At 57.7% G+C, this 20799-nt stretch carries 34 protein-coding genes and 1 tRNA gene; 26 read left to right on the forward strand and 9 right to left on the reverse strand.

All coding sequences use genetic code 11. The features are described 5' to 3' along the window. Positions 1-174 precede the first annotated feature (174 nt). Entirely contained in the window at positions 175-435 is a 261-nt protein-coding gene (locus tag L1X57_RS14550) for a hypothetical protein (RefSeq protein ID WP_234667771.1), read from the forward strand. Here the strand turns inward: L1X57_RS14550 and L1X57_RS14555 are convergent. The 8 genes from L1X57_RS14555 to L1X57_RS18870 all read right to left on the reverse strand — a co-directional run bounded on the left by L1X57_RS14555 (position 396) and on the right by L1X57_RS18870 (position 4144). Further along, the gene (locus L1X57_RS14555; protein WP_039869669.1) at positions 396-1451 is read right to left on the reverse strand and encodes a hypothetical protein; all 1056 of its coding nucleotides are present in this window, start codon (positions 1449-1451) and stop codon (positions 396-398) included. The genes L1X57_RS14550 and L1X57_RS14555 overlap by 40 nt on opposite strands. Before the next feature lie 10 nt (positions 1452-1461). Then, entirely contained in the window at positions 1462-1737 is a 276-nt protein-coding gene (locus L1X57_RS14560) for a hypothetical protein (RefSeq protein WP_009724545.1), read from the reverse strand. Then, a complete protein-coding gene (locus L1X57_RS14565; RefSeq protein WP_009724544.1) occupies positions 1734-2024 on the reverse strand; it encodes a hypothetical protein in 291 nt (96 codons plus the stop codon). The genes L1X57_RS14560 and L1X57_RS14565 overlap by 4 nt, the downstream gene beginning before the upstream one ends. Further along, entirely contained in the window at positions 2021-2302 is a 282-nt protein-coding gene (locus L1X57_RS14570) for a hypothetical protein (protein ID WP_009724543.1), read from the reverse strand. Before L1X57_RS14570 ends, L1X57_RS14565 begins: the two co-directional genes overlap by 4 nt. Further along, positions 2299-2685: a LuxR C-terminal-related transcriptional regulator gene (locus tag L1X57_RS14575; protein WP_009724542.1), complete on the reverse strand. Its 387-nt coding sequence runs from the start codon at positions 2683-2685 to the stop codon at positions 2299-2301. Before L1X57_RS14575 ends, L1X57_RS14570 begins: the two co-directional genes overlap by 4 nt. Positions 2686-2824: 139 nt before the next feature. Then, positions 2825-3079 carry a hypothetical protein gene (locus L1X57_RS14580; protein WP_009724541.1) on the reverse strand — a complete coding sequence of 85 codons (255 nt, stop codon included), beginning with the start codon at positions 3077-3079 and terminating at the stop codon, positions 2825-2827. A 52-nt stretch (positions 3080-3131) separates the two neighbouring features. Next, entirely contained in the window at positions 3132-3464 is a 333-nt protein-coding gene (locus L1X57_RS14585; protein WP_009724540.1) for a hypothetical protein, read from the reverse strand. Between the two features lie 11 nt (positions 3465-3475). Beyond that, positions 3476-4144, reverse strand: a complete 669-nt coding sequence (locus L1X57_RS18870; protein ID WP_009724539.1) for a LexA family protein — start codon at positions 4142-4144, stop codon at positions 3476-3478. 88 nt (positions 4145-4232) lie between these two features. Here L1X57_RS18870 and L1X57_RS14600 point away from each other — a divergent pair, with 88 nt between their 5' ends. The 15 genes from L1X57_RS14600 to L1X57_RS14670 all read left to right on the forward strand — a co-directional run bounded on the left by L1X57_RS14600 (position 4233) and on the right by L1X57_RS14670 (position 12056). Beyond that, positions 4233-4469 (forward strand): YdaS family helix-turn-helix protein, encoded by a 237-nt coding sequence (locus L1X57_RS14600; RefSeq protein WP_009724538.1) that lies wholly within the window; start codon positions 4233-4235, stop codon positions 4467-4469. 163 nt (positions 4470-4632) lie between these two features. Beyond that, positions 4633-4776 carry a hypothetical protein gene (locus L1X57_RS14605; RefSeq protein ID WP_009724537.1) on the forward strand — a complete coding sequence of 48 codons (144 nt, stop codon included), beginning with the start codon at positions 4633-4635 and terminating at the stop codon, positions 4774-4776. Next, positions 4773-5702, forward strand: coding sequence for a replication protein (locus L1X57_RS14610; protein WP_009724536.1), 930 nt, complete (start codon positions 4773-4775; stop codon positions 5700-5702). Before L1X57_RS14605 ends, L1X57_RS14610 begins: the two co-directional genes overlap by 4 nt. Further along, positions 5699-7138, forward strand: a complete 1440-nt coding sequence (gene dnaB, locus L1X57_RS14615; RefSeq protein ID WP_009724535.1) for a replicative DNA helicase — start codon at positions 5699-5701, stop codon at positions 7136-7138. Before L1X57_RS14610 ends, dnaB begins: the two co-directional genes overlap by 4 nt. After that, positions 7138-7458, forward strand: coding sequence for a MarR family winged helix-turn-helix transcriptional regulator (locus tag L1X57_RS14620; RefSeq protein WP_009724534.1), 321 nt, complete (start codon positions 7138-7140; stop codon positions 7456-7458). Before dnaB ends, L1X57_RS14620 begins: the two co-directional genes overlap by 1 nt. Then, on the forward strand, positions 7455-7886 hold the full coding sequence (locus L1X57_RS14625) for a hypothetical protein (RefSeq protein ID WP_009724533.1): 432 nt from the start codon (positions 7455-7457) through the stop codon (positions 7884-7886). Before L1X57_RS14620 ends, L1X57_RS14625 begins: the two co-directional genes overlap by 4 nt. Further along, complete coding sequence (locus L1X57_RS14630) at positions 7874-8617, forward strand: hypothetical protein (RefSeq protein ID WP_009724532.1); 744 nt, start codon at positions 7874-7876, stop codon at positions 8615-8617. Before L1X57_RS14625 ends, L1X57_RS14630 begins: the two co-directional genes overlap by 13 nt. Before the next feature lie 120 nt (positions 8618-8737). Beyond that, on the forward strand, positions 8738-9031 hold the full coding sequence (locus tag L1X57_RS14635; protein ID WP_009724530.1) for a hypothetical protein: 294 nt from the start codon (positions 8738-8740) through the stop codon (positions 9029-9031). Beyond that, a complete protein-coding gene (locus tag L1X57_RS14640) occupies positions 9028-9288 on the forward strand; it encodes a hypothetical protein (RefSeq protein ID WP_234667773.1) in 261 nt (86 codons plus the stop codon). Before L1X57_RS14635 ends, L1X57_RS14640 begins: the two co-directional genes overlap by 4 nt. Beyond that, positions 9285-9800 (forward strand): VRR-NUC domain-containing protein, encoded by a 516-nt coding sequence (locus L1X57_RS14645; RefSeq protein ID WP_009724528.1) that lies wholly within the window; start codon positions 9285-9287, stop codon positions 9798-9800. The genes L1X57_RS14640 and L1X57_RS14645 overlap by 4 nt, the downstream gene beginning before the upstream one ends. A gap of 29 nt (positions 9801-9829) precedes the next feature. Further along, positions 9830-10456, forward strand: coding sequence for a hypothetical protein (locus L1X57_RS14650; RefSeq protein ID WP_143759783.1), 627 nt, complete (start codon positions 9830-9832; stop codon positions 10454-10456). A gap of 122 nt (positions 10457-10578) precedes the next feature. Next, positions 10579-10654: transfer RNA gene (locus L1X57_RS14655), tRNA-Met, on the forward strand. Between the two features lie 67 nt (positions 10655-10721). Continuing rightward, positions 10722-11252, forward strand: a complete 531-nt coding sequence (locus L1X57_RS14660; protein ID WP_009724526.1) for a glycoside hydrolase family 24 protein — start codon at positions 10722-10724, stop codon at positions 11250-11252. A 28-nt stretch (positions 11253-11280) separates the two neighbouring features. Continuing rightward, positions 11281-11643 (forward strand): phage holin family protein, encoded by a 363-nt coding sequence (locus tag L1X57_RS14665; protein WP_009724525.1) that lies wholly within the window; start codon positions 11281-11283, stop codon positions 11641-11643. Further along, positions 11640-12056 carry a hypothetical protein gene (locus L1X57_RS14670; protein ID WP_009724524.1) on the forward strand — a complete coding sequence of 139 codons (417 nt, stop codon included), beginning with the start codon at positions 11640-11642 and terminating at the stop codon, positions 12054-12056. The genes L1X57_RS14665 and L1X57_RS14670 overlap by 4 nt, the downstream gene beginning before the upstream one ends. A gap of 138 nt (positions 12057-12194) precedes the next feature. Here the strand turns inward: L1X57_RS14670 and L1X57_RS14675 are convergent, their stop codons facing one another. Then, complete coding sequence (locus L1X57_RS14675; protein ID WP_143759781.1) at positions 12195-12554, reverse strand: hypothetical protein; 360 nt, start codon at positions 12552-12554, stop codon at positions 12195-12197. A 227-nt stretch (positions 12555-12781) separates the two neighbouring features. Here L1X57_RS14675 and L1X57_RS14680 point away from each other — a divergent pair, with 227 nt between their 5' ends. The 10 genes from L1X57_RS14680 (at position 12782) to L1X57_RS14725 (ending at position 20798) form a co-directional block, all read left to right on the forward strand. Next, positions 12782-13282: a DUF1441 family protein gene (locus L1X57_RS14680; RefSeq protein ID WP_009724521.1), complete on the forward strand. Its 501-nt coding sequence runs from the start codon at positions 12782-12784 to the stop codon at positions 13280-13282. Continuing rightward, positions 13275-15344, forward strand: a complete 2070-nt coding sequence (locus L1X57_RS14685; protein WP_234667775.1) for a phage terminase large subunit family protein — start codon at positions 13275-13277, stop codon at positions 15342-15344. The genes L1X57_RS14680 and L1X57_RS14685 overlap by 8 nt, the downstream gene beginning before the upstream one ends. Before the next feature lie 8 nt (positions 15345-15352). Beyond that, positions 15353-15574: a gpW family head-tail joining protein gene (gene gpW, locus L1X57_RS14690; RefSeq protein ID WP_009724518.1), complete on the forward strand. Its 222-nt coding sequence runs from the start codon at positions 15353-15355 to the stop codon at positions 15572-15574. A gap of 1 nt (position 15575) precedes the next feature. Next, entirely contained in the window at positions 15576-17054 is a 1479-nt protein-coding gene (locus tag L1X57_RS14695; RefSeq protein WP_009724517.1) for a phage portal protein, read from the forward strand. A 3-nt stretch (positions 17055-17057) separates the two neighbouring features. Next, positions 17058-17255: a hypothetical protein gene (locus tag L1X57_RS14700; protein WP_009724516.1), complete on the forward strand. Its 198-nt coding sequence runs from the start codon at positions 17058-17060 to the stop codon at positions 17253-17255. Between the two features lie 4 nt (positions 17256-17259). Further along, entirely contained in the window at positions 17260-18426 is a 1167-nt protein-coding gene (locus L1X57_RS14705) for a head maturation protease, ClpP-related (RefSeq protein WP_234667777.1), read from the forward strand. A gap of 47 nt (positions 18427-18473) precedes the next feature. Continuing rightward, on the forward strand, positions 18474-18833 hold the full coding sequence (locus L1X57_RS14710) for a head decoration protein (protein WP_009724513.1): 360 nt from the start codon (positions 18474-18476) through the stop codon (positions 18831-18833). Positions 18834-18898: 65 nt separating this feature from the next. Continuing rightward, on the forward strand, positions 18899-19894 hold the full coding sequence (locus L1X57_RS14715; protein WP_009724512.1) for a major capsid protein: 996 nt from the start codon (positions 18899-18901) through the stop codon (positions 19892-19894). Positions 19895-19905: 11 nt separating this feature from the next. Further along, positions 19906-20229, forward strand: a complete 324-nt coding sequence (locus tag L1X57_RS14720) for a head-tail joining protein (protein ID WP_039869658.1) — start codon at positions 19906-19908, stop codon at positions 20227-20229. Next, positions 20226-20798: a phage tail protein gene (locus L1X57_RS14725; protein WP_009724510.1), complete on the forward strand. Its 573-nt coding sequence runs from the start codon at positions 20226-20228 to the stop codon at positions 20796-20798. The genes L1X57_RS14720 and L1X57_RS14725 overlap by 4 nt, the downstream gene beginning before the upstream one ends. Position 20799: the final 1 nt, after the last annotated feature.

Genomic DNA, 20799 nt, shown 5'->3' on the forward strand with positions numbered 1-20799 from the left:
TACTGTTCGCGCTGGGGTGGCTGGTTGGTTTTCGCTGGCTGTTTGAAAATTCGGTCGAACTGTTCATCAAAGGTCATGGCTGGCTCACATGCCGCCGTACATCGCGCGCTGCGCTTCCTCGGCGGGGTAGTTGGGGTTGTGGTAGCACCACTCTGATTTGATCCGGGGCGGGAAGTGGTAGCCGTCGCAGTAGCACGTCAGGTGCCGCCATCCGCGGTTATCTGCCCAGGCATCGATCCGGAGCGAGTCGACGCTGCCGCAGCTTCTGCAGCGGATAGGGCGCAGGTAATCGCTGGGGTGCTTGGCTTTTACCTGCCGTGCACCGCATACCCGACAACGGCAGTGGCGGCGGCGGTTGCCGACTGTCACGGCTTGGCCGAGCCGGTTGCGGACTATCACGCGGCTTCTCCAAGCGGTACCGCCTTGGTCAGATAATCCTCTTGGATGTAGCTACCCAGTTCGGCGCGGGTGTATTTGCCTGCATCGCTGGCGCTGGTGCGGTACCCGCAGAAATTGGGCGCATACCAAGCCGAGTGGCCTTTGTGCCAAATCAGGTAGAGGGGTTCGTTGTCAGGGAATAAGACTTCTTTAAGCACCTGGGCGCGCTTGAAGTCCATGGCCTTGATGGCTTTAGCCATTTCACGCTCTAGGCGTTGGCGGCGCTGGCGTTCATTGCGCTTGACGCGCAGGCAGCCTGGGTTATGCAGGTAGATCTCGGAGGCTTGGCTACACAACACGCCGTACTTACCCGTGACCACGTGCCAGCTGCTGTTCAAGTCGTAGTAGGCGGTACCGGAAACGATGCGGCCCTTGTTGTCTATCGTGAAAACACGAGCGCCATGGGTGATGGTTTCGCCTTCGGCCGAGGTTTCGTTCCTGCCCATGCTGATGCGGGCATGCCCTAGTTCTTCGACAAAGTGGCCAGTACTGCGAATGTCACGCTCAACCCACTCCATTGCAGTGAGACCACCAGGGCCTCGCCGATTGGCGTTAGGGCTCATGTCTTTAAAGTCGTACCCAGCAAACACATTGCACAGGTAATCGCGGATGCGGTTACGGGTGCGCTGCATTTCCAAATGAATCAGGTAAGGCATCCGCTTTTCTTTATCGAACTCGTAGCGGCCTTTCCCGTCTTCCCGGGTAATGTTAGCTACGTCTTGCCACATCTGAAATTGAACAGTGCGGCCAGTTATTTCTAATTGGCCCTGTAGATCGCCCTTTGTGCAGGTGCGGTGGTTATGAGCGATACAGCGGTATTCATCGGCTTCGTCCCACTCGCCAACATGCCAGCCAAGCCGGTTAAGCTGCTGAATAAAGCGCTTGAATACCTGCTTACGAAATAGCTTTTCCCATTCATTCCACTGAGCAATGCTGGTGCGTTTAGGCTCTTCCCAAATGTTGATGCTGGCATCGCCAAAGCATACGGTTCCTGAGCGGTTAATCTGTGTCATCGTCATCACCTCAAAACTGAACAAGTTGGTAAGCGGGTTGGGCTGGACCCGCCGGACGCATACCTGGGCACTGTTCTTCAGCAATGCCTCTGTAATCAGGCTGGCCGGTGCGCTCACTCAGCGGCACGCCGCGTGCTTCTTCGGCTTGCCACACGGCGGCATCGGTGCAGTAGCTAATGAGCCAGTCGGCTTGTTCCTGGGCTTCGCCCTTCGATAACTGGCCCATGACGACCAGCGCGACAAACAGAAACGCGGCCCAGAGTAATTTGGTGGCTTGTTTGCTCATGCGGCGCGCTCCTGTGCTGCAGGGTTTTCGTTTAGGTTGATTCGCTGCTCGACGTGCGCACCCCACAGCACATCACGCAGGCTGTTGCGCGCGGCTTCTGCCGTAGGTAGTGGCGTAGCCATCTCAACGATGACGCGGGTGTCGTACTTGCCCACGAAGGCGGGCAGGTAACCGCCATCAACGGGCTCTGCTTCAATCTCGGTGCGGTGATCGGTGTAGCCGTCTTGCATGGCCAGCAGCTGCCAGTGCTTCACGACGAAGCGGCAGGAAATCAACAGGGCGCTCATTGGGCACCGCCTGTCAGATAAACGCGGGTTTGGTTTAGCGCGATGTCTAGCTCAGCCAGCGCCAGCCTGTCGCTAACGTCACTTCTCGGGAGCTGAGCCGCATAGGTGTTAATGGTGTTAATGTCGCTACTGTGAGACACGGCCAGAACGATGCAGCTTTTAGTGAGCGTTACCGTTGCGCGATGGTTGCCGAGGCTATTGATGTTCATTGCGCGGTCGGTGAGGTCGTGAACGCGGTTGCGCACTAGCTGCTGAATGGTTTTGTCTACGATGCTCATGCGTACACACTCCCTGTGTCGCGCCGGGCTAGCGTGCGGCTGGCACTGACCTGCTGGCGGGTGCGTGTTGGCTGACGGTGGCGCAGGGCGTCGGCATCGCCGTTGATGCAGCCAATCATGAGCGCGACTAACAGCGGGGCGATCCAGCCACGGCGCATCGCTTCTGCTACGGCACCAGCTGCTTTGTAAACGCCTAACTTGTGGTAGCCCTTCTTAAGGCTGCCGTGCACGGTTTCTGGTGAACGACCTGTGGCGCGTGCAATCTCTTTGTAGGTATTGCCCGCTGCAAGCAGCATGATGTCGACCGCTTGAGTGCGGGTAAGGCCTAAGCTGCCGCGCTCTGGGTTAATGGTCGCCTGCCAATTACCTTGTGTGATTTGCATTTTACTGGCCCTTGCCTGTATTTCGATGGTCTAAATATAGGCAAACACATAAAATACGTCAATAGGCATTCCCATATTTTGGATATGGGCACAAAAAAACCGCCTCAATGGGCGGCTCTTCAAGCGATGTTAAGAGGTATTACGCGGCGGGGAGCCAGCGCATTATGGCAAACACCAATGCTCCAGCGGCGATAACGGTGGCGACTCCCCACTGAATCATGCTCACCTTCGTCTCGGCCAAATCAGCTTTAGTGGCAAAGGTGTCTAGCTTGGTATTCATGGCGTTAAACTTTTCGTCGACCGTATCAAAGCGGCCTTCGATACGCGCTAGCGTCACCTTGATGTCGCTAACATCGCGCTCCAGATGTTCTACACGGGCCTCAAGATTGCTCATTGGTGGTTCGCCTCCTGTGCCTCCGCCGCCCCTTGCTGGAAGATAGCTTACATTATCTGTCACTGGGTGGCTCCTCTTCTTCCCAATTTATAGACCCTGGTGGCGCGATTTCTTTCCACTCGACCACCATCTGGGCCGCAAACATTCTCAAGTGCCCGCAGTTCGGACAGGTGACACCGACCATTTCCACAGCGCCTTCCTCTGGCAATCCCGGATGCAAGAGCGGCATGGCATAAATATGTAGCGGCATATCTGGTCCGTGAGACATGATGGCTACGTGGTCGTGACCGCAGGCAGGGCAGTCATGCGTGATGCCTTTTGCGTCAACAAAGGCATGCAAGTCTTCTCCTTTCAGCTCCCGAGCTTTGAGGGCTTTCTCATTCATAAGTGGGCCTGCTATAGCTTGGTTTTGGCCTCAACAGCCACCCCGATAATCCGGCAGTTTCCATTGATCGGTATGAGAGGGTAAGCGGGGTTGAGCGGCTTCAGGTATTTCTGCCCGCTTTCTACGATGTATTTTTTGAAGGTGGCTTCGTTGCTTTCGTCTAGCTGAGCCACTACCAGTTTTCCGGGTGTTGCTTCTATTCCGGTGTCCACTAACACCAGCGTGCCCTCTGGGATGCTGGGCCTTACGCCTGCTGGTGCGGTCATCGAATCCCCTGAAACCTCTAGCCAGAAAGCTGGCCCCTTGGCGTCATAGTCAGTGCTTTCGTGCTGTTCTTCCATGCCGGAAGGATACGGAACCACGCATTCTGCAAACTTGCCTGCTTGAACGCTAGAAATCACTGGGTAGCGATAGTAGCGCAGCGGCGTAGGTGCCATAGATACGTTGCTGTCAGTCACAGAGCTTACTGCGCCTGCGTTCATTTCCCCTTTTCCAGTGGCAAGCCATAAAGCGCTAACGCCTAGCTCATGGGCAATCTGAGTAGAAAATGACGTTGACTTAGACTTGCCGCGCTCTAAATCCGAGATGCTGGTTTGCTGCACGCCAATTTTTTGGGCGAGCTCAGCTTGATTGAGGCCAGCTAACTTCCTGGCTTTTTTAAGGCGGTCTTTGAATTCCATAAGCGTTTTATATAGGCGAACCCATACGCTTGCAAACGGGTATGCCTATACCTATTATATGGGAATGCCTATTATGGAGCGCGCAAAGATGAGCCAAACCTCTACCTTCCAAAGTCTGGTGGGTTTCTTCGGCAACCAAATTAAAACAGCAGAACTGCTCAAAGTTGACCAAGCAACTGTTTCAGGGTGGGTGCGTGGAAAGCACGGCATGTCTCCTGCTGTTGCGCTGCGAGCGGAAAAGTTAACGAACGGCAAGTTTACTGCTGCTCAACTGTGCCCGTCTGTGTTTGTTCAGCCGCCCGCTAACGAGGTGGCTTCTCAATGATTCCAGTATATGAGCCAGCCCATAGCAGAACAGCCCACGCTGCTGGTCTGTTTGTATGCACAGGTGTTTTTAAATCCGCTGGCGGCAAAAGACAGGCATGAAAAAGCCCCGTCGGGTCGGCAAACCAATGACGGGGCTTTCAACTACCCAGGAGTTAATCGTAATGCAGAAAGCCAAAGTTTACCAGTTTCCTAAGCGGGGGCGTTTTGCGAAGGCAAAGCCACGGGCATTGACGGCAGAGCGTCAGGCAAAGGGTAACCAGCAGATCGCTAAGCTGCGCGCACTGATTGAGGAGAGCCGCTCATGAGTAACGTATTGCGCTTTCCTGACCTGCCAGAGCGTGCGCCCACTAAAACCAAGGGGCCGCAAGTGGAGGACGGATATACCCGAATCGCTAATGAATTGCTTGATGCGCTTTGTGTGGCTGACTTTACCAACCGTGAATTCCGCGTGGTGAACTTTATCATCCGCCAAACCTACGGGTGGGGAACGAAGCAGAAGCGCCTTGCCTCCACGTTCATTGCTGGCGGCACTGGACTACATGCCACCGATTGCTCGAAAGTCCTGAACGAGCTTATTCGGCGCCAGGTTGTTGTTCGTCACGGCGGAAGCCGTGCGCCCGTGTCACTGAACAAGCGTCATACCGAGTGGCTAGCAGCTGAAAGCCGCAAGAAAAGCGCTCCTGACTCATGCCCTCAGTCAGGGCAAGATGCCCTAACTCAGTCAGGGCAAGACGCCCTAACAAAGAAAGACAGGAAAGACATTAATACTTCCCCTTACGGGGAAGAGTCGACGGCTGGCGCCGACGACGAGCAAACGCTGGCAGTGGAAAACACGAAAAGCGAAACCCTTCCCCCTGCCGAACCAAAAGCCGCTTCGCTGCCTAACTGCCCCCATCAAGCCATTCTTGATCAGTGGGCAGAGATCATGCCGGAAAAGCGCCAGCCGCTGCGCAGCTTGTGGACGGGCAGCTCAGCAGGGTCACGCGCATTGGCTGCTCGCTGGAAACAGGGTTTCTCGATCATCAACGAGCAAACCGGTGATGCGCTGTACGCGGACGAGGCCACTGGCATCGACTGGTGGGGGCGGTTTTTCAAGTTCCTTCGCCGTTCTGAGTTCCTGATGCGTGACGACTCGCGCTTTTTCGGCCTCGACTGGATCGTGAAGGCTGAGAATTTCCGCAAGATCATGGAGTTCAAGTATCACCCTGAACTGACTGGGGGTGACGCATGAGCTATTACGATCAGGATTACGGCCAAAGCCATGACGCTAGTGCTACGCCGCTGGCTAGCCATGAGGCTGAACAGAGCGTGATTGGTGCGTGTTTGCAGCGCCCTGCGCTGATTGATCGCTTAGCCGACCAGCTACGCCCCCATGATTTTTACAACCATACCCACCAGATGCTGTGGGCAGAAATGAACCGCCTGAGCGCCAGCGGACAAGCAGTGGACCTGCTAACGCTGACTGACTCATTGGCAGATAACGGCCAGTTGGAATCAGCGGGCGGCATGGGCTACTTGGCTGAGATCGCCAAGAACACGCCTAGCGTAGCAAACGCCGACGCATACGCGGGCATCGTGACGGACATGAGTAATCGCCGCCGATTGCTGGATACGGTTTCCCAGGTTCAGCGAATGGCGAGTGATAAGCGCCAACCGTTTGCTGACGTGATTGATTCTGCCCAAGGGAGCATTGCTCGCTTACTGCGTGCAGATGCGGGCGCGATTGGCCCTATCGGCCAGTTTCTTGATCAGGATTTGATTGCGCCATTGGAAAAGCGCCAGAGCGGCGAAACCAGCGCTATGGGCATGAGCTTTGGCTTACCTGATCTTGATAACCGAACGCTCGGCATGCACCCAGAGCAACTTGTAGTTATCGGCGCCCGCCCTGGCATGGGTAAAACCGCGCTGAGCCTGACTTCGCTTGCTCAGTGCGCTATTCACGAAAAGCGCCCCGCCGTGATGTTCTCGATGGAAATGGGCCGCGCCAGCTTACTGCAGCGTTTGACCGCTCAAGTGGGCGATATACCCATTCAAGCCATTCGCGACCCTAAGAACCACTTGCACGATGAGCACTACCCACGCCTAACCCATGCCGTTAATGCGCTGAAAGATGCCCCGCTGGTAATTGACGATCGGGCAGCCCTCACGCCAAGCCAAATACGCGGTGCAGCTAAGCGCTGGCGCGATTACTACGGTGACCTGGGGCTGGTGGTCGTGGATTACCTAGGCCTAATGAAACCCGACGGCCGCCACGGCACCCGTGAACAGGAAGTGGCGGAAATGAGCGGCGCGATGAAGGCCCTTGCTAAAGAACTCAAGGTGCCGGTGATGCTGCTGAGTCAGCTCAACCGAGGACTAGAAAGCCGTACCGATAAGCGCCCACTAATGGCCGACCTTCGTGAAAGCGGCAGCGTAGAGCAAGACGCCGACATCATCGTGTTTCTGTATCGCCATGAGCGCTACTACCCCGACGACTACCAGCACAAAGGCATCATGGAGCTGATCGTTTCCAAGCAGCGCGAGGGCGATACCGGCACCGAGTATGCCGCTGCCAAGCTCGCCAACGCCCGTATTCAACCGTTAGACGCGGGCACTATTACCCAACTGCGCAACCCGCCACCGCCTGAGCCTAAGCGCCGCGCAAAATCCGCCATGGAGGTTATCTGATGAATACCGCATTTCAACCGAGCGGCAGTGAAGTGAAGCGCGCCGCGTTTAGCGAGCACCGCCGTAGCGGGCGCCTCAAATCGACGCAGGGCGTGGTGATCGCTGCACTGGTCAGTAAGGGGCCCATGACACGCAACCAGCTAGCTGAGGCAACCGGCTTGCCGCTTTCCAGCATTTGCGGCCGCTGCCGTGAGTTGTTGGATCTGGATTATGTCGACGTGGCGGGTATGAGCGCTGATTCTCCATCGCGCCAGGTGCTGGGGCTGACTGAGAGCGGCAAAGCGCTGGCAATGGAAGCGGCTAAGGGGGTGGCGTCGTGAGCACCCTAAAGCCCATCGATCACCAAAACATCGTCCTGCGCCTGCTGGCGCGTTCAGCGGCCTGTGATGCCCAGCACCTCGCTACGCTGGCGCAGGCCTACAAGCTGCCCGTTTCGTTGCACCAGGTGCGCGTTGCTTGTGATGAGCTATGCGAGCAGCAGTTTGTGGCCCGCACGATCACGGGTTACCGCCTCACCGCGCATGGCGAATGCGAACTGCCCGCCGTGCCGCTGCTTGAGAGCTATTACGTCGCGCCTGCAGGGGGGTGTTGCATGACGCGCCACGCCTACCAGCAGCCCAAATGCCCGGAGTGCCAGTACCGCAAGCCGCCTAGCGAGTTTCGCGACCCAGGTACGTTTGAGCCATTACCCGCGTGCAAACACTGCTTACGCAAATCACAGCGAGGTGGCCAGCGATGGACGGCGTAAGGCAATGGACCCATGCCGAGCTGTGCGCCATCGCCGTGAAGTGGCTCAAGCGCCCCAACAGCAATAACGGCCATGGCTGTCATGTAGCAGTGAGCGAGGTGCGTTCTGGTTGGACGGGTGAGATCCCGGATGCGATCGGCTTTCGCCAGTCAGGGTACACGCCTAGTGATGGCTCGGTAGTGGTGGAAGTGAAGGTGTCGCGCTCTGACTTCCTCGCTGATCGTAAGAAACCGCACCGCATTGAGGGTGGCCTGGGCAACTGGCGTTATTTCATGTGCCCTGAAGGGATGATTCAGCCCGACGAGCTGCCCGAAGGTTGGGGGCTGCTGTGGATCAACAAGCGTGGTCACGTAAAGCCTAAAGCGGGCTTTGCCCTGGCGCTGGCTGGTAGCAGCAACTACCACCGCCACCAGGAAGCCATGGCCGCGTTTCGTCAGGAAAGCGACTTGTTAGGCGAGCAGTTCATCTTGGTGAAGCTGTATTCCCGCATCGGTGATGCCGAGGAGCTGAACCAGAAGATGCGTGAAGCCTGGGCAGAGCGCCAGCAGTTGGCGAAACGCTGTGACCAGTTGCGCGAAGAGGTGCGCAGCCTTAGGCGTGATTTGCGAGTTGCACGGCGACGGCCTGCCAACGAACTGGACGAATTGACGGAATCCCTCGGGAATCTCAACGCCAACCGAGATAGCACACGCAAGAGCCCTGTTCGGTCGTGGGCTGGGGGTGAATCATGATGGACGGCATGACGTTGTACCTGCTGGGCGTCCTTTCGGGCGTAGTGTTGACCGTAGGCTGCGCAGTCTTGGCCTTTTGTCGCAGCGTAGAAGGCCTAGATGATCAGGGAGAGCAAAGCGATGGATAACGCCCAAAAAGGGGGCCAGCAGGCCCGACGCGCTGCGCTGCTTTGCCAGAACAAGCGCTTTTGGTTGTACCTAGATCACCGCTGGCGCGCCAAGCATCACCTGACACCTGAGCAGTACCCAAACGGCACGCACCAGCTGGCTGGCGCTACACGGTGGCTGCGTAAAGCGTGTGGCATCCAGAGTCGAGCCGAGCTTGATCATAACGATGAAGCCGCAGCCATGTTGGAGAAGGTGCTGGCGGCTTACAGCAAGTGGGAACGCGGCCAACGGAGGGCGGGGCAGTGACCGAGAACGCACACCCGATAGAAGACCACGCCAAGTCGCTGGCAGACGATAACCGCTTTTGTGAATGGCTGGATGCTATCGATGCGCTGGATAGCGGGTGGCCACACAGCCACTACACCGCCCGCCGCTGGATTGAGGATCAGTGCGAGGTGGAAAGCCTGGGTCGCTTAGCCACTGACCCAGTGGCGGCGGCCTCGCTTCATCAAATCGCGCGTCGGTTTGCCGTGTGGGATAGAAACCAGGAGCTAGACCTATGACCGTTCGCGGACTACCCGCCAGCAAGCGCCGCGCACCTAAGCCAAAGGCTGACGGCACACCCCGTAAAAAGCCAGTGGATTGGGAAGGCAACGAACAGGCGGTTGTCATTCGCTGGTTGCAGGGCGAGAAGATGCGCGGTCAGCCGGTCGGGGAGCTATTCGACGCCATTTATCACGTACCGAACGGCGGCGTTCGCAGTTTCAAGACGGCGGTGGCGATGAAGCGGCAGGGTGCTAAGGCAGGCGTGTCCGATCTGCCGGTGCGTCAAGCGCGTGGGGGCTGGCACGGCCTGTATCTGGAGTTTAAGGCAACCCCGCCGCGTGATGCCGACCTGAGCGATAGCCAATTCACGTGGCTGGAAGGCAGCGAGTATGAGGGCTATTGCGCTGTGCTGGCGCGGGGTATCGAAGAGGCCAAGGCGGTGCTAAGGGAATACGCGAGCTGGCCACGCACGAAGGTAGTGGGGCAGCGTCAGGTGATGAACAGCGGTACCGAGTGGAGAAAGGGCTAATGGGCATGGCATTAATGAAAGAGGTGAGCATGGCGCGCAACTATGAGCGTATGGGTATTCGTGATCTGCGAGAGCTGGCGCGTAGCAGTCACCCAGAGCATGACCCGGAAGCGGCACGCGTGTTTGTGGATCGTGTGCTTGATATGGAAGTAGAGCGCCTGACGTGGCACTGGCATGAAAACACCGGCTTTCAGCCGTTCAGCTCTGCCGCGACCGTAGGCGAGCAGCCAGGAGGGGGAACCGCTGCCGCTGAGCCGCTGGCGATTGCCTGTGAGCGCGGCTGCCGGATTCATGCTGGCCATGAGTTTGCGCGAGAGTGGCTAGAAGGCGCTCGCTTACGTCCGCGTGCCCGCTTGGCGGTGCTGATCCGTGCGGCCAAGTTGTACTCGATGCCCACTCAGCAGAAAGCCCCATGGGCGAAGCCGTATGACTTTATTGCCCAGCACTTGCCCATCTACTCGCGCATGCTTCAAATGGGCTCGCTTACCACTATGGCTGAGTTGACTCAGGTGGAGGTTGTGCGCGTTACGGAAAAAGAAACCTACCGACGGTGCCGAAACGAACATAAAAGCGTGCCGATTTTTAAGAATGGTCAGGCGCTCAAGGATGCGGCTAAGCCTGCAAGGGTGGCTTTGTTGATGCTGGCACAGCTTTGAAACACTAGATGTTGTATTAACTCCACGGCTGATCTACTATGTTTCTAGGCTGGCGCTCAATGTCGCTAGCCGCCACACATCATGAAGCCCTGCCGGTTACCCGGCGGGGTTTTTGCGTTTCTAGCGGCTGTGGACCACTGGCTGGTTGCCGGGCTCATATCCCGGAGATAGAGGGTTCGATTTCCGCCGCCGCTACCATTTCATGCGTTGCCGCCTGGGCTTCGCTTTGCCCCTTCGTGCGGGGCCTTTTCTCCCTGAGGTTGCCATGTCTGCTCACTCGCCTGCCCATTGGTATGACGAGGCGGAACTGCTGCGCGTGGAGCCAGCACCGCCCAAAGACACGCGAGCGGGTAACGTGGCCGCGTTCCTGGACATGCTTGCCTATGCCGAGGGTACGCCGCGCTTCGGTTATGAGGATGGTTATGATGTGATTGTCGGCGGTCAGACGTTCGACAGTTACGACGATCACCCACGCGTTATGGTGTGGCTGCCTGCGTACAAGATCCATTCCAGTGCGGCGGGCCGTTATCAGTTCCTCTTGCGCACATGGGACGATCTGGCAGACCGTTTCAACTTGCCCGACTTCACTCCAGCCAGCCAAGACTTGGCGGCGGTGCACCTGATTCGCCAATGCAAGGCGCTTTCCCTTATCCATGATGGCCGCATTCGTGAGGCCATTTACGCATGCCGCCGTATCTGGGCGAGCCTGCCGGGTGCTGGCTATGGCCAGCGTGAGCTAGCCACCGATGAGCTGCTGCGCGTCTATGAGACGGTTGGCGGTATTTCCATCGACTAACTGACGAGGCCCGCCCGAGAGGTGCGCCATGAAAAAACGAACCAAAGAGAAACGCACCATGCCAAACCGCGACCCGAATAACTGGCAGTGGCTGGTGAACATGATCCCCTGGATGCTCTTAAGCGCTGCCACGTTCACAGTGGGGTTTATCACCGCGTTACATAACGGCGGCCCTTGGACTAAGGCGTTTATGAGCGCCACCGTGGGCACCATCCTGTCGCTCTCGCTGTACCCGGTGTTCCTCTGGGTCTCTGCCTACTACGGCCTACCTGAAGAGGTGGCGTTTGCTCCCTGCGTGTTTTTAGCCATCATGGGTGTGGAGTGGGTGCGTAACAAAGCCGACGGCATCTATGATGTGTTGCTGGCGTTTGTGACGAAGTGGCTCAAATGATTGCCGCGTTCAAGAGCAAGGCAATGGGCTGGGCACTGGGTGGCCTAGCGCTTGTGAGCGCCTACCTCTACTGGCAGCACATCACTACCCAGCGAGACGCCTACCAATCCGAAGTCGAGCGCCAGAGCGCCCGCGCTGAGATCCTGCAAGAGCACCAGCAGTGGCAGCGCCAGCAGATTGAAACCCTAAACGACGCGCTAGCAGAGCGAGATCGAGCGTTAACTATCATCGCTGACGACATGCGCGCCAGCACGGCAGCGCTGGAACGACTGGGAGATACAGATGCTGAAGCGCGCGAGTGGCTGTATAGCGATCTGCCTGCTGGCATTACTGACTGGGTGCGCGAGGTCCAGCAGCCCAGCGCCAGTGATGGCGTGCGACTGCCCAACGGTGCCCGCGCACCTGACGAGTGAGCTGCCCGCGCCTGAGCGCTTGCTATCAAACCAGCGGGGGTTATTGCTGCTGCTGGCTGAGTATGAGGCACTGAGGCGTCGCTTCAATGCAGATCGGGCTGTGGTGGTAGAGATCATGGTGCGCGGGGCCGGGGAGGATTAGCGGGGCCAGTTATCTGAAGGCGGTGGCGCACTAGGCACATCGCCACGGCGCTTGAGCTTCTGAGCACCTACGGGGGTGCCTTGCTTTTCAGTGACCACCGGGGGCTGTTGCTCCGAAACGCCAGTGGCGTCTGCTTTTTGTCGATCATTCATTTCTATTTGGGCAGCAGCGCCACGAAGTGTTATTGACGCGCCTACTACCGACCCAAGTGCCATCACGAAAAAGAAAATCCAGACGGGGATGTAAACCCACATCGGATAGCTCCAACTCCAGATTGCGCCGAATAGCCATGTTGGCCCAGACGCGAAGATGGAAGAGAAAATAAATTGCCAAGGTTTGAATGGTGATTCGTTCATATACATGCCTGTTGATGCGCGGAACTTACAGCGTAACAGAAAAAAACGCGGGTCCTTCTGGCCGCCAAAAGACGCGCCACGGGGGCGCAGACTCCCGGAACTCGGCAAATTTTCGGGGTTTCATGGTCGTCAGCAGCACCTAGCTTTTACCCGCGTGGTTGCTGCGTTTAGCGGTGCCGATGCTGCCGAAACCAATATAGGTACAGTGCCGATAGGATGATAACCGTGTGGCTGAGATCAATCGCCTGGAAGAGGCCTACAACTGGAACATCACCAGACTGGCCGATGCGTTTGGTCTACACCGCGATACGGTGCGCAAACGGCTGAAAGAGGCGGGCGTGGTGCCCGCTGGTTCACGCAACAACGCGAATATCTACGCTCTAAAAGATGCAGGCCCAGCGCTGTTCAGTGAGTCCCGCCCAGGCACTGCCGCTAATCCAGATGATTACCACCCCAGTGACCGCAAAGATTGGTATGCGTCCGAAATTTCACGCGTAAAGCTTGAGAAGGAAATGCGCCTGTTGGTACCGGTTGAAGAAGCGCACCGGGAAATGTCGCGCTTGGCTAAAGCGGTGGCCAGTGGGCTGGATAGCCTCGCCGATATGCTTGAGCGTGATGCGGGCTTGCCACCAGAGGCGATTGAGATGGTAGAAAAAACCACTGACAACCTGCGCGAGCAGATGTATCACGTCATTGTGAGCGACGACGAAGGTGAGGGCGATGAGTAGTTTAGCCAGTGCTGCCGCTATTCGTCGTGACGTTGCCGAGCTGATCCGCCCACCACGCCGTATTCGCGCAAGCCAAGCCGCTGCCGAAAAGATGAAGGTAGTCGATGGCGCGGGCACCGTGATGGATTGGTCGCCAGAAGCCACGCCCTACATGGTAGAGCCGCTTGATTGCATGGGCAGCCGCTTATATGACGCGGTGATCTTCGTGGGCCCTGCGCGTACAGGTAAGACCAACGCACTGATTGATGGCTATGTGGCCTATAAAATCTCGTGCGACCCCGGCGATGGGCTGATCGTTCAGATCTCCGAAGAGAAGGCGAGGGAGTTCAGCAAAAAGCGCATTGACAGAATGCTGCAAAACTCGCCGAAATTAGCAAAACGACTTAGCCCGCGCGGTCACGACAATAACGTTCACGATAAAACCTTTCGGGCTGGCAATTATTTAGGCATCAAGTGGCCGTCGAAGAACGTGCTGGCCTCATCTGATTACCAGTTTGTACTGATTACCGACTATGACCGCTTAGACGAAAACATCGACGGAGAGGGTCATGCTTTCACGCTAGCCAGCAAACGAACTCAAACGTTTGGCTCTACCGGTATGACCCTGGCTGAGTCCTCGCCGGGCCGCGAAGTAGTCGACCCTGATTGGGAGCGCCCGGCGGACTGCCCGCATATGGCGCCACCTACTACCGGTATTCTGGACTTGTTTAACCAGGGTGACCGCCGACTTTGGTACTGGCAGTGCCCTGAGTCAGTCTGTCAACGGTGGTTCACACCCACGATGGATCACTTTATTCAGTCGTCAAAGCGCGTGGCGTGCCCGCATTGCGGTAGTGAAATCGATCCCAAGTCAAAGCGAGCGCTTAACTTGACGGGTCGCTGGGTGCCGGAAGGAATGCAGTTATCGCATGACGGAGAGCTAACCGGTACGCGCCGTCCGGTGCGTATTGCTTCTTTTTGGATGGAAGGCCCCGCCGCCGCATTCCAGAGCTGGCTCAGCTTGGCGGAAAAGCTGGCTCGCGCTGAAGAAACATTCGAGCAAAGTGGTAGCCAGGAAACGCTCAAGACTGTCATCAACACCGACTGGGGCAGGCCGTACCTGCACCGGCGTGCCGAAGTGCAGCGCTCCAGCCAGCAACTAATGGACCGTGCCGAGCAAACGGAGCGGCGTACTGTTCCCCCGGGCGTGCGCTTCTTAACCGCCACGGTGGACGTGCAGGGCGGCAAAGAGCGCCGCTTTGTGGTGCAGGTTCACGGCTGGGGTGCCCATCGTGAAATGTGGGTGGTCGACCGCTTTAATATCAAAGACGACCGAGGTCCGAAAGGCGACGAACCACCCCGGCAGATCAGCCCAGCCACACAGCCAGAAGACTGGGATTTACTGACCCGCGACGTACTCAATCGCAGCTACCGTCTTGCCGACGGTAGCGGGCGCAGAATGCCGATACTCGCAGCGGGGGTAGATACAGGCGGGGAGGGCGATGGCGTGGAATCGGTTACCTCTCAGGCCTATGAATGGTTTCGGCGGCTACGCAAAGACGGCCTGCAAAGCCGAGCCTTTCTTTTCAAAGGCGGCAGTTCCAAAACCACCAACCGTATTCGCAAGACGTGGCCGGACAACACCGGCCGTAAAAACCGCAAAAGCAAAGCCCGTGGTGATGTGCCGCTTTATATTCTCGGTACCGACCTGCTGAAAGACGCAGTCGCCGCGATGATGGACCGTAACAACCCCGGCGCTGGCTACATGCACATACCCGCATGGCTAGGCCGTTGGTGGTATGACGAGCTCACCTATGAAGTGCGTGACCCCGCCACCGGCAAATGGTCACGCCCCGGCAAGCGACCCAACGAAGCCTTTGATTTGTGCGTTTACAACCTGGCGCTGTTCGTCCTGCTCAAATGTGAAGTAATCCAGTGGGATGCGCCGCCGCCGTGGGCTGCGCCGTGGGACGAGAACCCGCTAATCATCGACCCTAACTCAGATGGCGCACCGTTAGCGCCCACTCAAAAACAGCGACAGCCACAATCGCGCAAGCGTCGCGTTGCCAAACCCCGAATCTAGGAGCACCCATGGCCTACACAGCCGAACAGCTCGCCCAGGTGCGTCAGGCCATTGTGGATCTCGGTACCGGCGCTCGCGTCACCCGCATCACGCACAACGGGCGCACCGTCCAGTACGGCGAGGTCGATCTACCCAAGCTGCGCGCCCTAGAGCGCACCATCGCCAGCGGCTTGCAGACTAACACCCGCCGAACCCGCACCCGCTACGCCTTTACCAATAAAGGGCTTTGATATGAGCGTGACTACCAAGCCTCGACTCCGCTACCGAGGCAACGACCTGGTGCGCGCTCAATATGAAGGCGCAAGCACCAAGCGCCGCATGGCGGGAAAAGGCACCACCGTCACCGGCCCAAACGGACCCATTGAACGTAGCTTGCCCCTGCTGGTGGCCCGCAGTCATAACGCCATTCGCAACAATGCCTATGCCGCCAGTGCTAAAGAAAAATACATGTCTAATCTGGTCGGCACCGGTATTAAGCCGCAGTGGGGCAACGCGACCATTCAGGCGCTTTGGGATCGCTGGGTTGGCGAGTGTGATGCTGATGGCGTCGATAATTTTTACGGCCTGCAATCCATGGCGATTGGCAGCCAGTTTGAAGCCGGTGAAGCGCTGGCGCGGATACGCTACCGCCGCCCGAGTGACGGGTTGAGTGTGCCAATGCAGATCCAGGTGATCGAGCCTGAACACCTCGACCCCAGCTTTTCCCGCGCTTTTGGCGGGCGACTGATCAAGATGGGCATTGAGTTCAATGGCATCGGCCAGCGTGCCGCCTACCACCTATGGCGCTTTCACCCACACGAAAAACTGACCAGCGAGATCAACACCCGTGTGGCAGTGCCCGCGGATAACGTCATTCATATGTATCGCCGGGGTCGGCCCGGCCAGTTGCGCGGCGTGCCCGAGCTGACCAGCGTCATTATCCGACTTTATGAAATAGACGAAATGCAGGACGCCACGCTGGCGCGGCAAAAACTGGCCCAACTGTTTGGCGTTTTCGTGAACCGCAAGACAGCCCATGACCCAGAAGACGATGGCCCTAGCTTTGGCAGTCTAGTCAGCATGCCGGGAGACGTTGAGCCGCTTGATGAGTTCACGCCGGGCGGCATCCACTACCTGGAAGACGACGAAGAGGTGTCTTTCTCGAACCCGCCAGACATCCAAAGCCAATATACCGAATGGCTGCGCACCGAACTCTTAGCGGTAGCCGCTGGCGCGGGCATTACCTACGAACAGCTGACCGGCGACCTTAAGGGCGTCAATTACTCATCCATTCGCGCCGGCCTGCTGGAATTCCGCCGGCGTGCCGAAGCGCTGCAAGCGCAGTTGATCGTGCACCAGTGGTGCCGCCGCATCGCCGCCAAATGGCTTGATGTGGCCGTCACTAGCGGTGCGCTTAGCCTGCCTGATTACTGGCGCAACCGCTCGGCTCACTTAGCCATCGACTGGATAGCGCCCAAGTGGGCATGGGTCGATCCCCTTAAAGAAAGCATCGCCGACCTGCTTGAAGTGCGCGCCGGGTTTAAGCCACGCAGCGAGGCAGCGGGCGAACGCGGATGGTCACTTGAACTGCTTGACGCTGAAATCGACAAAGGCCACCAGAGCGCCGACCGCTACGGCCTACTGCTCGACTCCGACCCACGCCACATGGCCAAAAACGGCTCCCTACATGCGGCGCTTCAAGCGCTGGCAGCTACCGAGGAAGAGGACTGACCGATGCCATCACCAATTATTAAGTATTTTGCCTACAGCCACTTACCTGAGCGCTTGCAAAAAGTGAGTCGCCCAATTGGCGAGCTCGCTGAACAGGTGGATACAAATCTCCCAGATTGTGCGGAGAAAGCAGTGGGGCTGCGAAAGCTTCTCGAAGCGAAAGACGCGCTAGTGCGTGCCCAGCTTGAATCCAAGGAGTAACTCTATGTCCTGGTTTAAAGCAAAAGCCTTGGCGGATAACCCGCGCAAGGCTCACGTTGTTATCGACAAGCCCATTGGCAGCGACTGGGCGCCCGACTGGATCGCTGACTTCACCGGCGAAAAGGCGGCCCGTGAGTTTATCGCCGAAGTCGACGCCCTTGGCGAGTTGGATGAAATCACCGTTGAGATCAACAGCCCCGGCGGGGATGTGGCCAGCGGCGTTCGCATCATGAACTACCTGAAGAACCACCAAGCCACGATCCATATTCGTGTGACTGGTATGGCGGCGAGCATCGCCACGGTGATCATGATGGCCGGTGATACCCGGACTATGGGCGTCGGGACTACCATTATGACGCACCGCGCAAGCTCGCTGATGGTCGGCTTCTTCAACGCCAAGGAAATGGAAGAGACGGCGCGAAACCTCTCCAAGTTTGACGATGCCCTGGTAGACGCTTACGCGATGGCCACGGGCAAGACGGCAGATGAGATTAACGGCCTGCTCGATCAGGGCGACACCATTATGGGTGCCGACGAAGCCATAGAGTGGGGCTTTGCAACCGACAAAGACGCCAAGCTTGCCGCTGTGGCCAGTGCAGATATTGCCCCTTATCTGCGTCAGCTCAAGCAAGAAGGCGAGTTGGTCAACATGCGCGCCCAGATCGCTGGGCAGCAGGGCAACCAAACTATGACCGCCGCCGATGCGCTGGCGCTTGCTTTCGACCTAACTCCCGAAGAAGCCGAAGCCCAAGCGGCTGATCTGGGCGATCAGATTATCGCGCTGCGTAATAGTGCTGAGCCTAAAGATGACTTTCAGGCCTATCAGGCGGTGATGGCCATTAAACAGAGCCACCCCGATGTGATTGCAGGTATTGAGGCGAAGGCACGTGAAGGGGCGCTGAGCAGCGAAGCTGTATTGGAGATCGTGGATAAAGAACGCACCCGCATTACTGCTATCGTCAAAGCCTGCCAGACCACCGGGCAAAACCAGCTACTCGAAAAACTGGTTACCAACGGTATGGATGACCAGCAAGCCAGCGAATACATCTACGACGTAGCCGCTGCCCACGGTAACCAGCACAGCATTCATAACAGTCACTCGCCCGAAGGCGGGCAAAAAGCGGGAATTGACTACGCCAAGATATACGCCCGCCAGAACCGCACCGCTTAACCCCGCGCCTTCGCGCACATCAACCAGCCATTAAAGGAGATTACCTCATGGCGACCCATACCGAGCCACGCCACACCGGCGAGCACATCGTATCTGAGGCCAGCGGCGCTCGCTCTCGTGAGCAAGGCATCTTGGCCGCAGGCAATCTACCCGCTGGCGCTGTGCTGGCGCTGAATGGCGCGGGCAATTACGTACCGTTGGCACCCGCTGCCAGCGACGGTACCGAAAATGCCAAGGCTGTTCTTTACGCCGCCACCGACGCTAGCGAAGCCCCAGCGCCCTGTACCGTGCATGTGCGCGCCTGTGAGGTGGAAGAAGCCGCCCTTGGCTTGCCGGATGACATTACCGAAGGCCAAACCACTGCGGCATTTAACGACCTGATTGGCGTCGGCATTATCCCGCGTTAACCCCGCTGACTGCCCAGGCAGGGCAGCGGCAACCTTATTGATCACTTAATAGAGAGAGGCTAACCATGGCTGGTGTCTTCGATTCCGATATTTTTACGCTGTCGTCGCTTACTGCGGCGATTAATGAAGTGCAGTACGTGCCTAGCCAGATCGGCGATATGGGTGCGTTTGAGGCAGAGGGCATTAGCACTACGTCGCTAGTCATCGAAAAAGATGGCGACAAGCTCGGCTTAGTTGAAAACAAGCCTCGCGGCGCGCCGGGCACCGTGGTTGGTGGTGATAAGCGCACTGGCGTTAGCTTTCAAACTGCCCACTTGCCGACCACTGCTACCGTGCTGGCGGACGAAGTGCAGAACGTGCGCGCCTTCGGTACCGAGGACAGTGAGCAAGCGGTGCAAACCATCGTTAATCGTCGCCTCGCCAAGATGGCCCAGCGCATTGATATGACTCACGAGTATCACCGCATTGGCGCCATCAAAGGGCTGGTGCTAGACAGCGACGGCACTACCGAGCTTTACAACCTATACCAGACGTTTGGTGTAACGCAGCAAACCGTTGCGATGAGCCTCGGCACCGCTACCACCGACGTTCAGGGCAAGGCGCTAGATATTCACGAGAAGATCGAGGAGGCGCTTGACGGGCTTTCCTACACCGGCGTGACCGTGCTGTGCGGCAAAAGCTTCTGGCGCAAGTTTATCACCCACAAAACCGTAAAAGACGCCTATGACCGCTGGCAGGCTGGCGCACGCCTACGCGCTGACCCGCGCGAAGCCTTCGCCTTTGGCGGTATTTTTTGGGAGCGCTACCGCGCTGGTGGCCCGGTTAAAATCGCGGACGGTGAAGCACACGCGTTCCCGCAGGGCGTGCTGGATCTATTCATTACCCGCTTTGCCCCCGGCGACTATATGGATACGGTCAACACGCTAGGCCTGCCGTTGTACTCCAGCTCTAAAATGCTGGATCACAATAAAGGCGTGGAGCTTGAAGCGCAGTCCAACCCGGCGCACCTATGCACCCGGCCCAAGGCCTGCATCAAGCTTTACGAGGACACTGCCACCTAAGCGGTGAACTTATGAGCTTCTCCGACCTCACCAGCCGCCTCAATGAGGCGGTTATGCATCACTTGGCTGATACGCAGTCAGCCACCTATACCCCATTAAACGGCACCCCCATTACGGTAAGCGTGATCCTCGACCGAGACGTGGAGCGCACCGTAGCGGGCATGCAGGGCGTCGTGATGGAGACCCGTACCGAGCTAACCGGCTACACCAGCGAACTAGGCGAGGGCGCGCGGGGCGACGTAGTGACCGTTAACGGCACTGGCTGGCGGTTAGGCCAGAAAGCCAGCGACGACGGCTATCTAGTGACGTGGGTCGTGACGCAGGAGCGCATATGAGCCAGTTAGCCCCCATTAAGATCACGGTCGATAAGCAAGCAATGCGCCGTGTCGAAAGCGATTTGGCGCACATCAAGAATGGCGCACCGCGTGCCATGAGCCTTGCCATCAACCACACCCTAGGCGTGACCCGCACGGAAGCGAGCAAAGAGATCCGTAAACAGGTCAAGCTGAAAGCGGGGTATGTGCGAGACAAGCTGAAGATCAAGCGCGCCACGGCGAATAGCTTGAACGGCGCTATCCAAACGCCGACGCGCGGCACGCTTCTAACGCGCTACTCGCATCGTCAGTATAAAAATGGCGGCATTGGCGTTCAGGTAAAACCTACAGGCGGAAAAAAGAAGATGCCTGGCGCGTTTTTCATCCGCTTTGCTAATGGCGTGCAAGCTATCGCTGTTCGCACTGAATACGGCCCAGGGCTTGGCCGCAGTGAAGGCCTGAAAGTTTTATACGGCCCATCCACTAGCCAAGTATTCACTGACGTAAAAGACGACCTGCAGGCCCCAAGCGGAAACCGCTTAATGCAACGCCTTGGCTATGAGTCAGAGCGACTACTCAGACGGCAGTGAT

Origin of the sequence: Halomonas sp. TD01 (assembly GCF_923868895.1) — a bacterium.
Classification (GTDB): Bacteria; Pseudomonadota; Gammaproteobacteria; order Pseudomonadales; family Halomonadaceae; genus Vreelandella.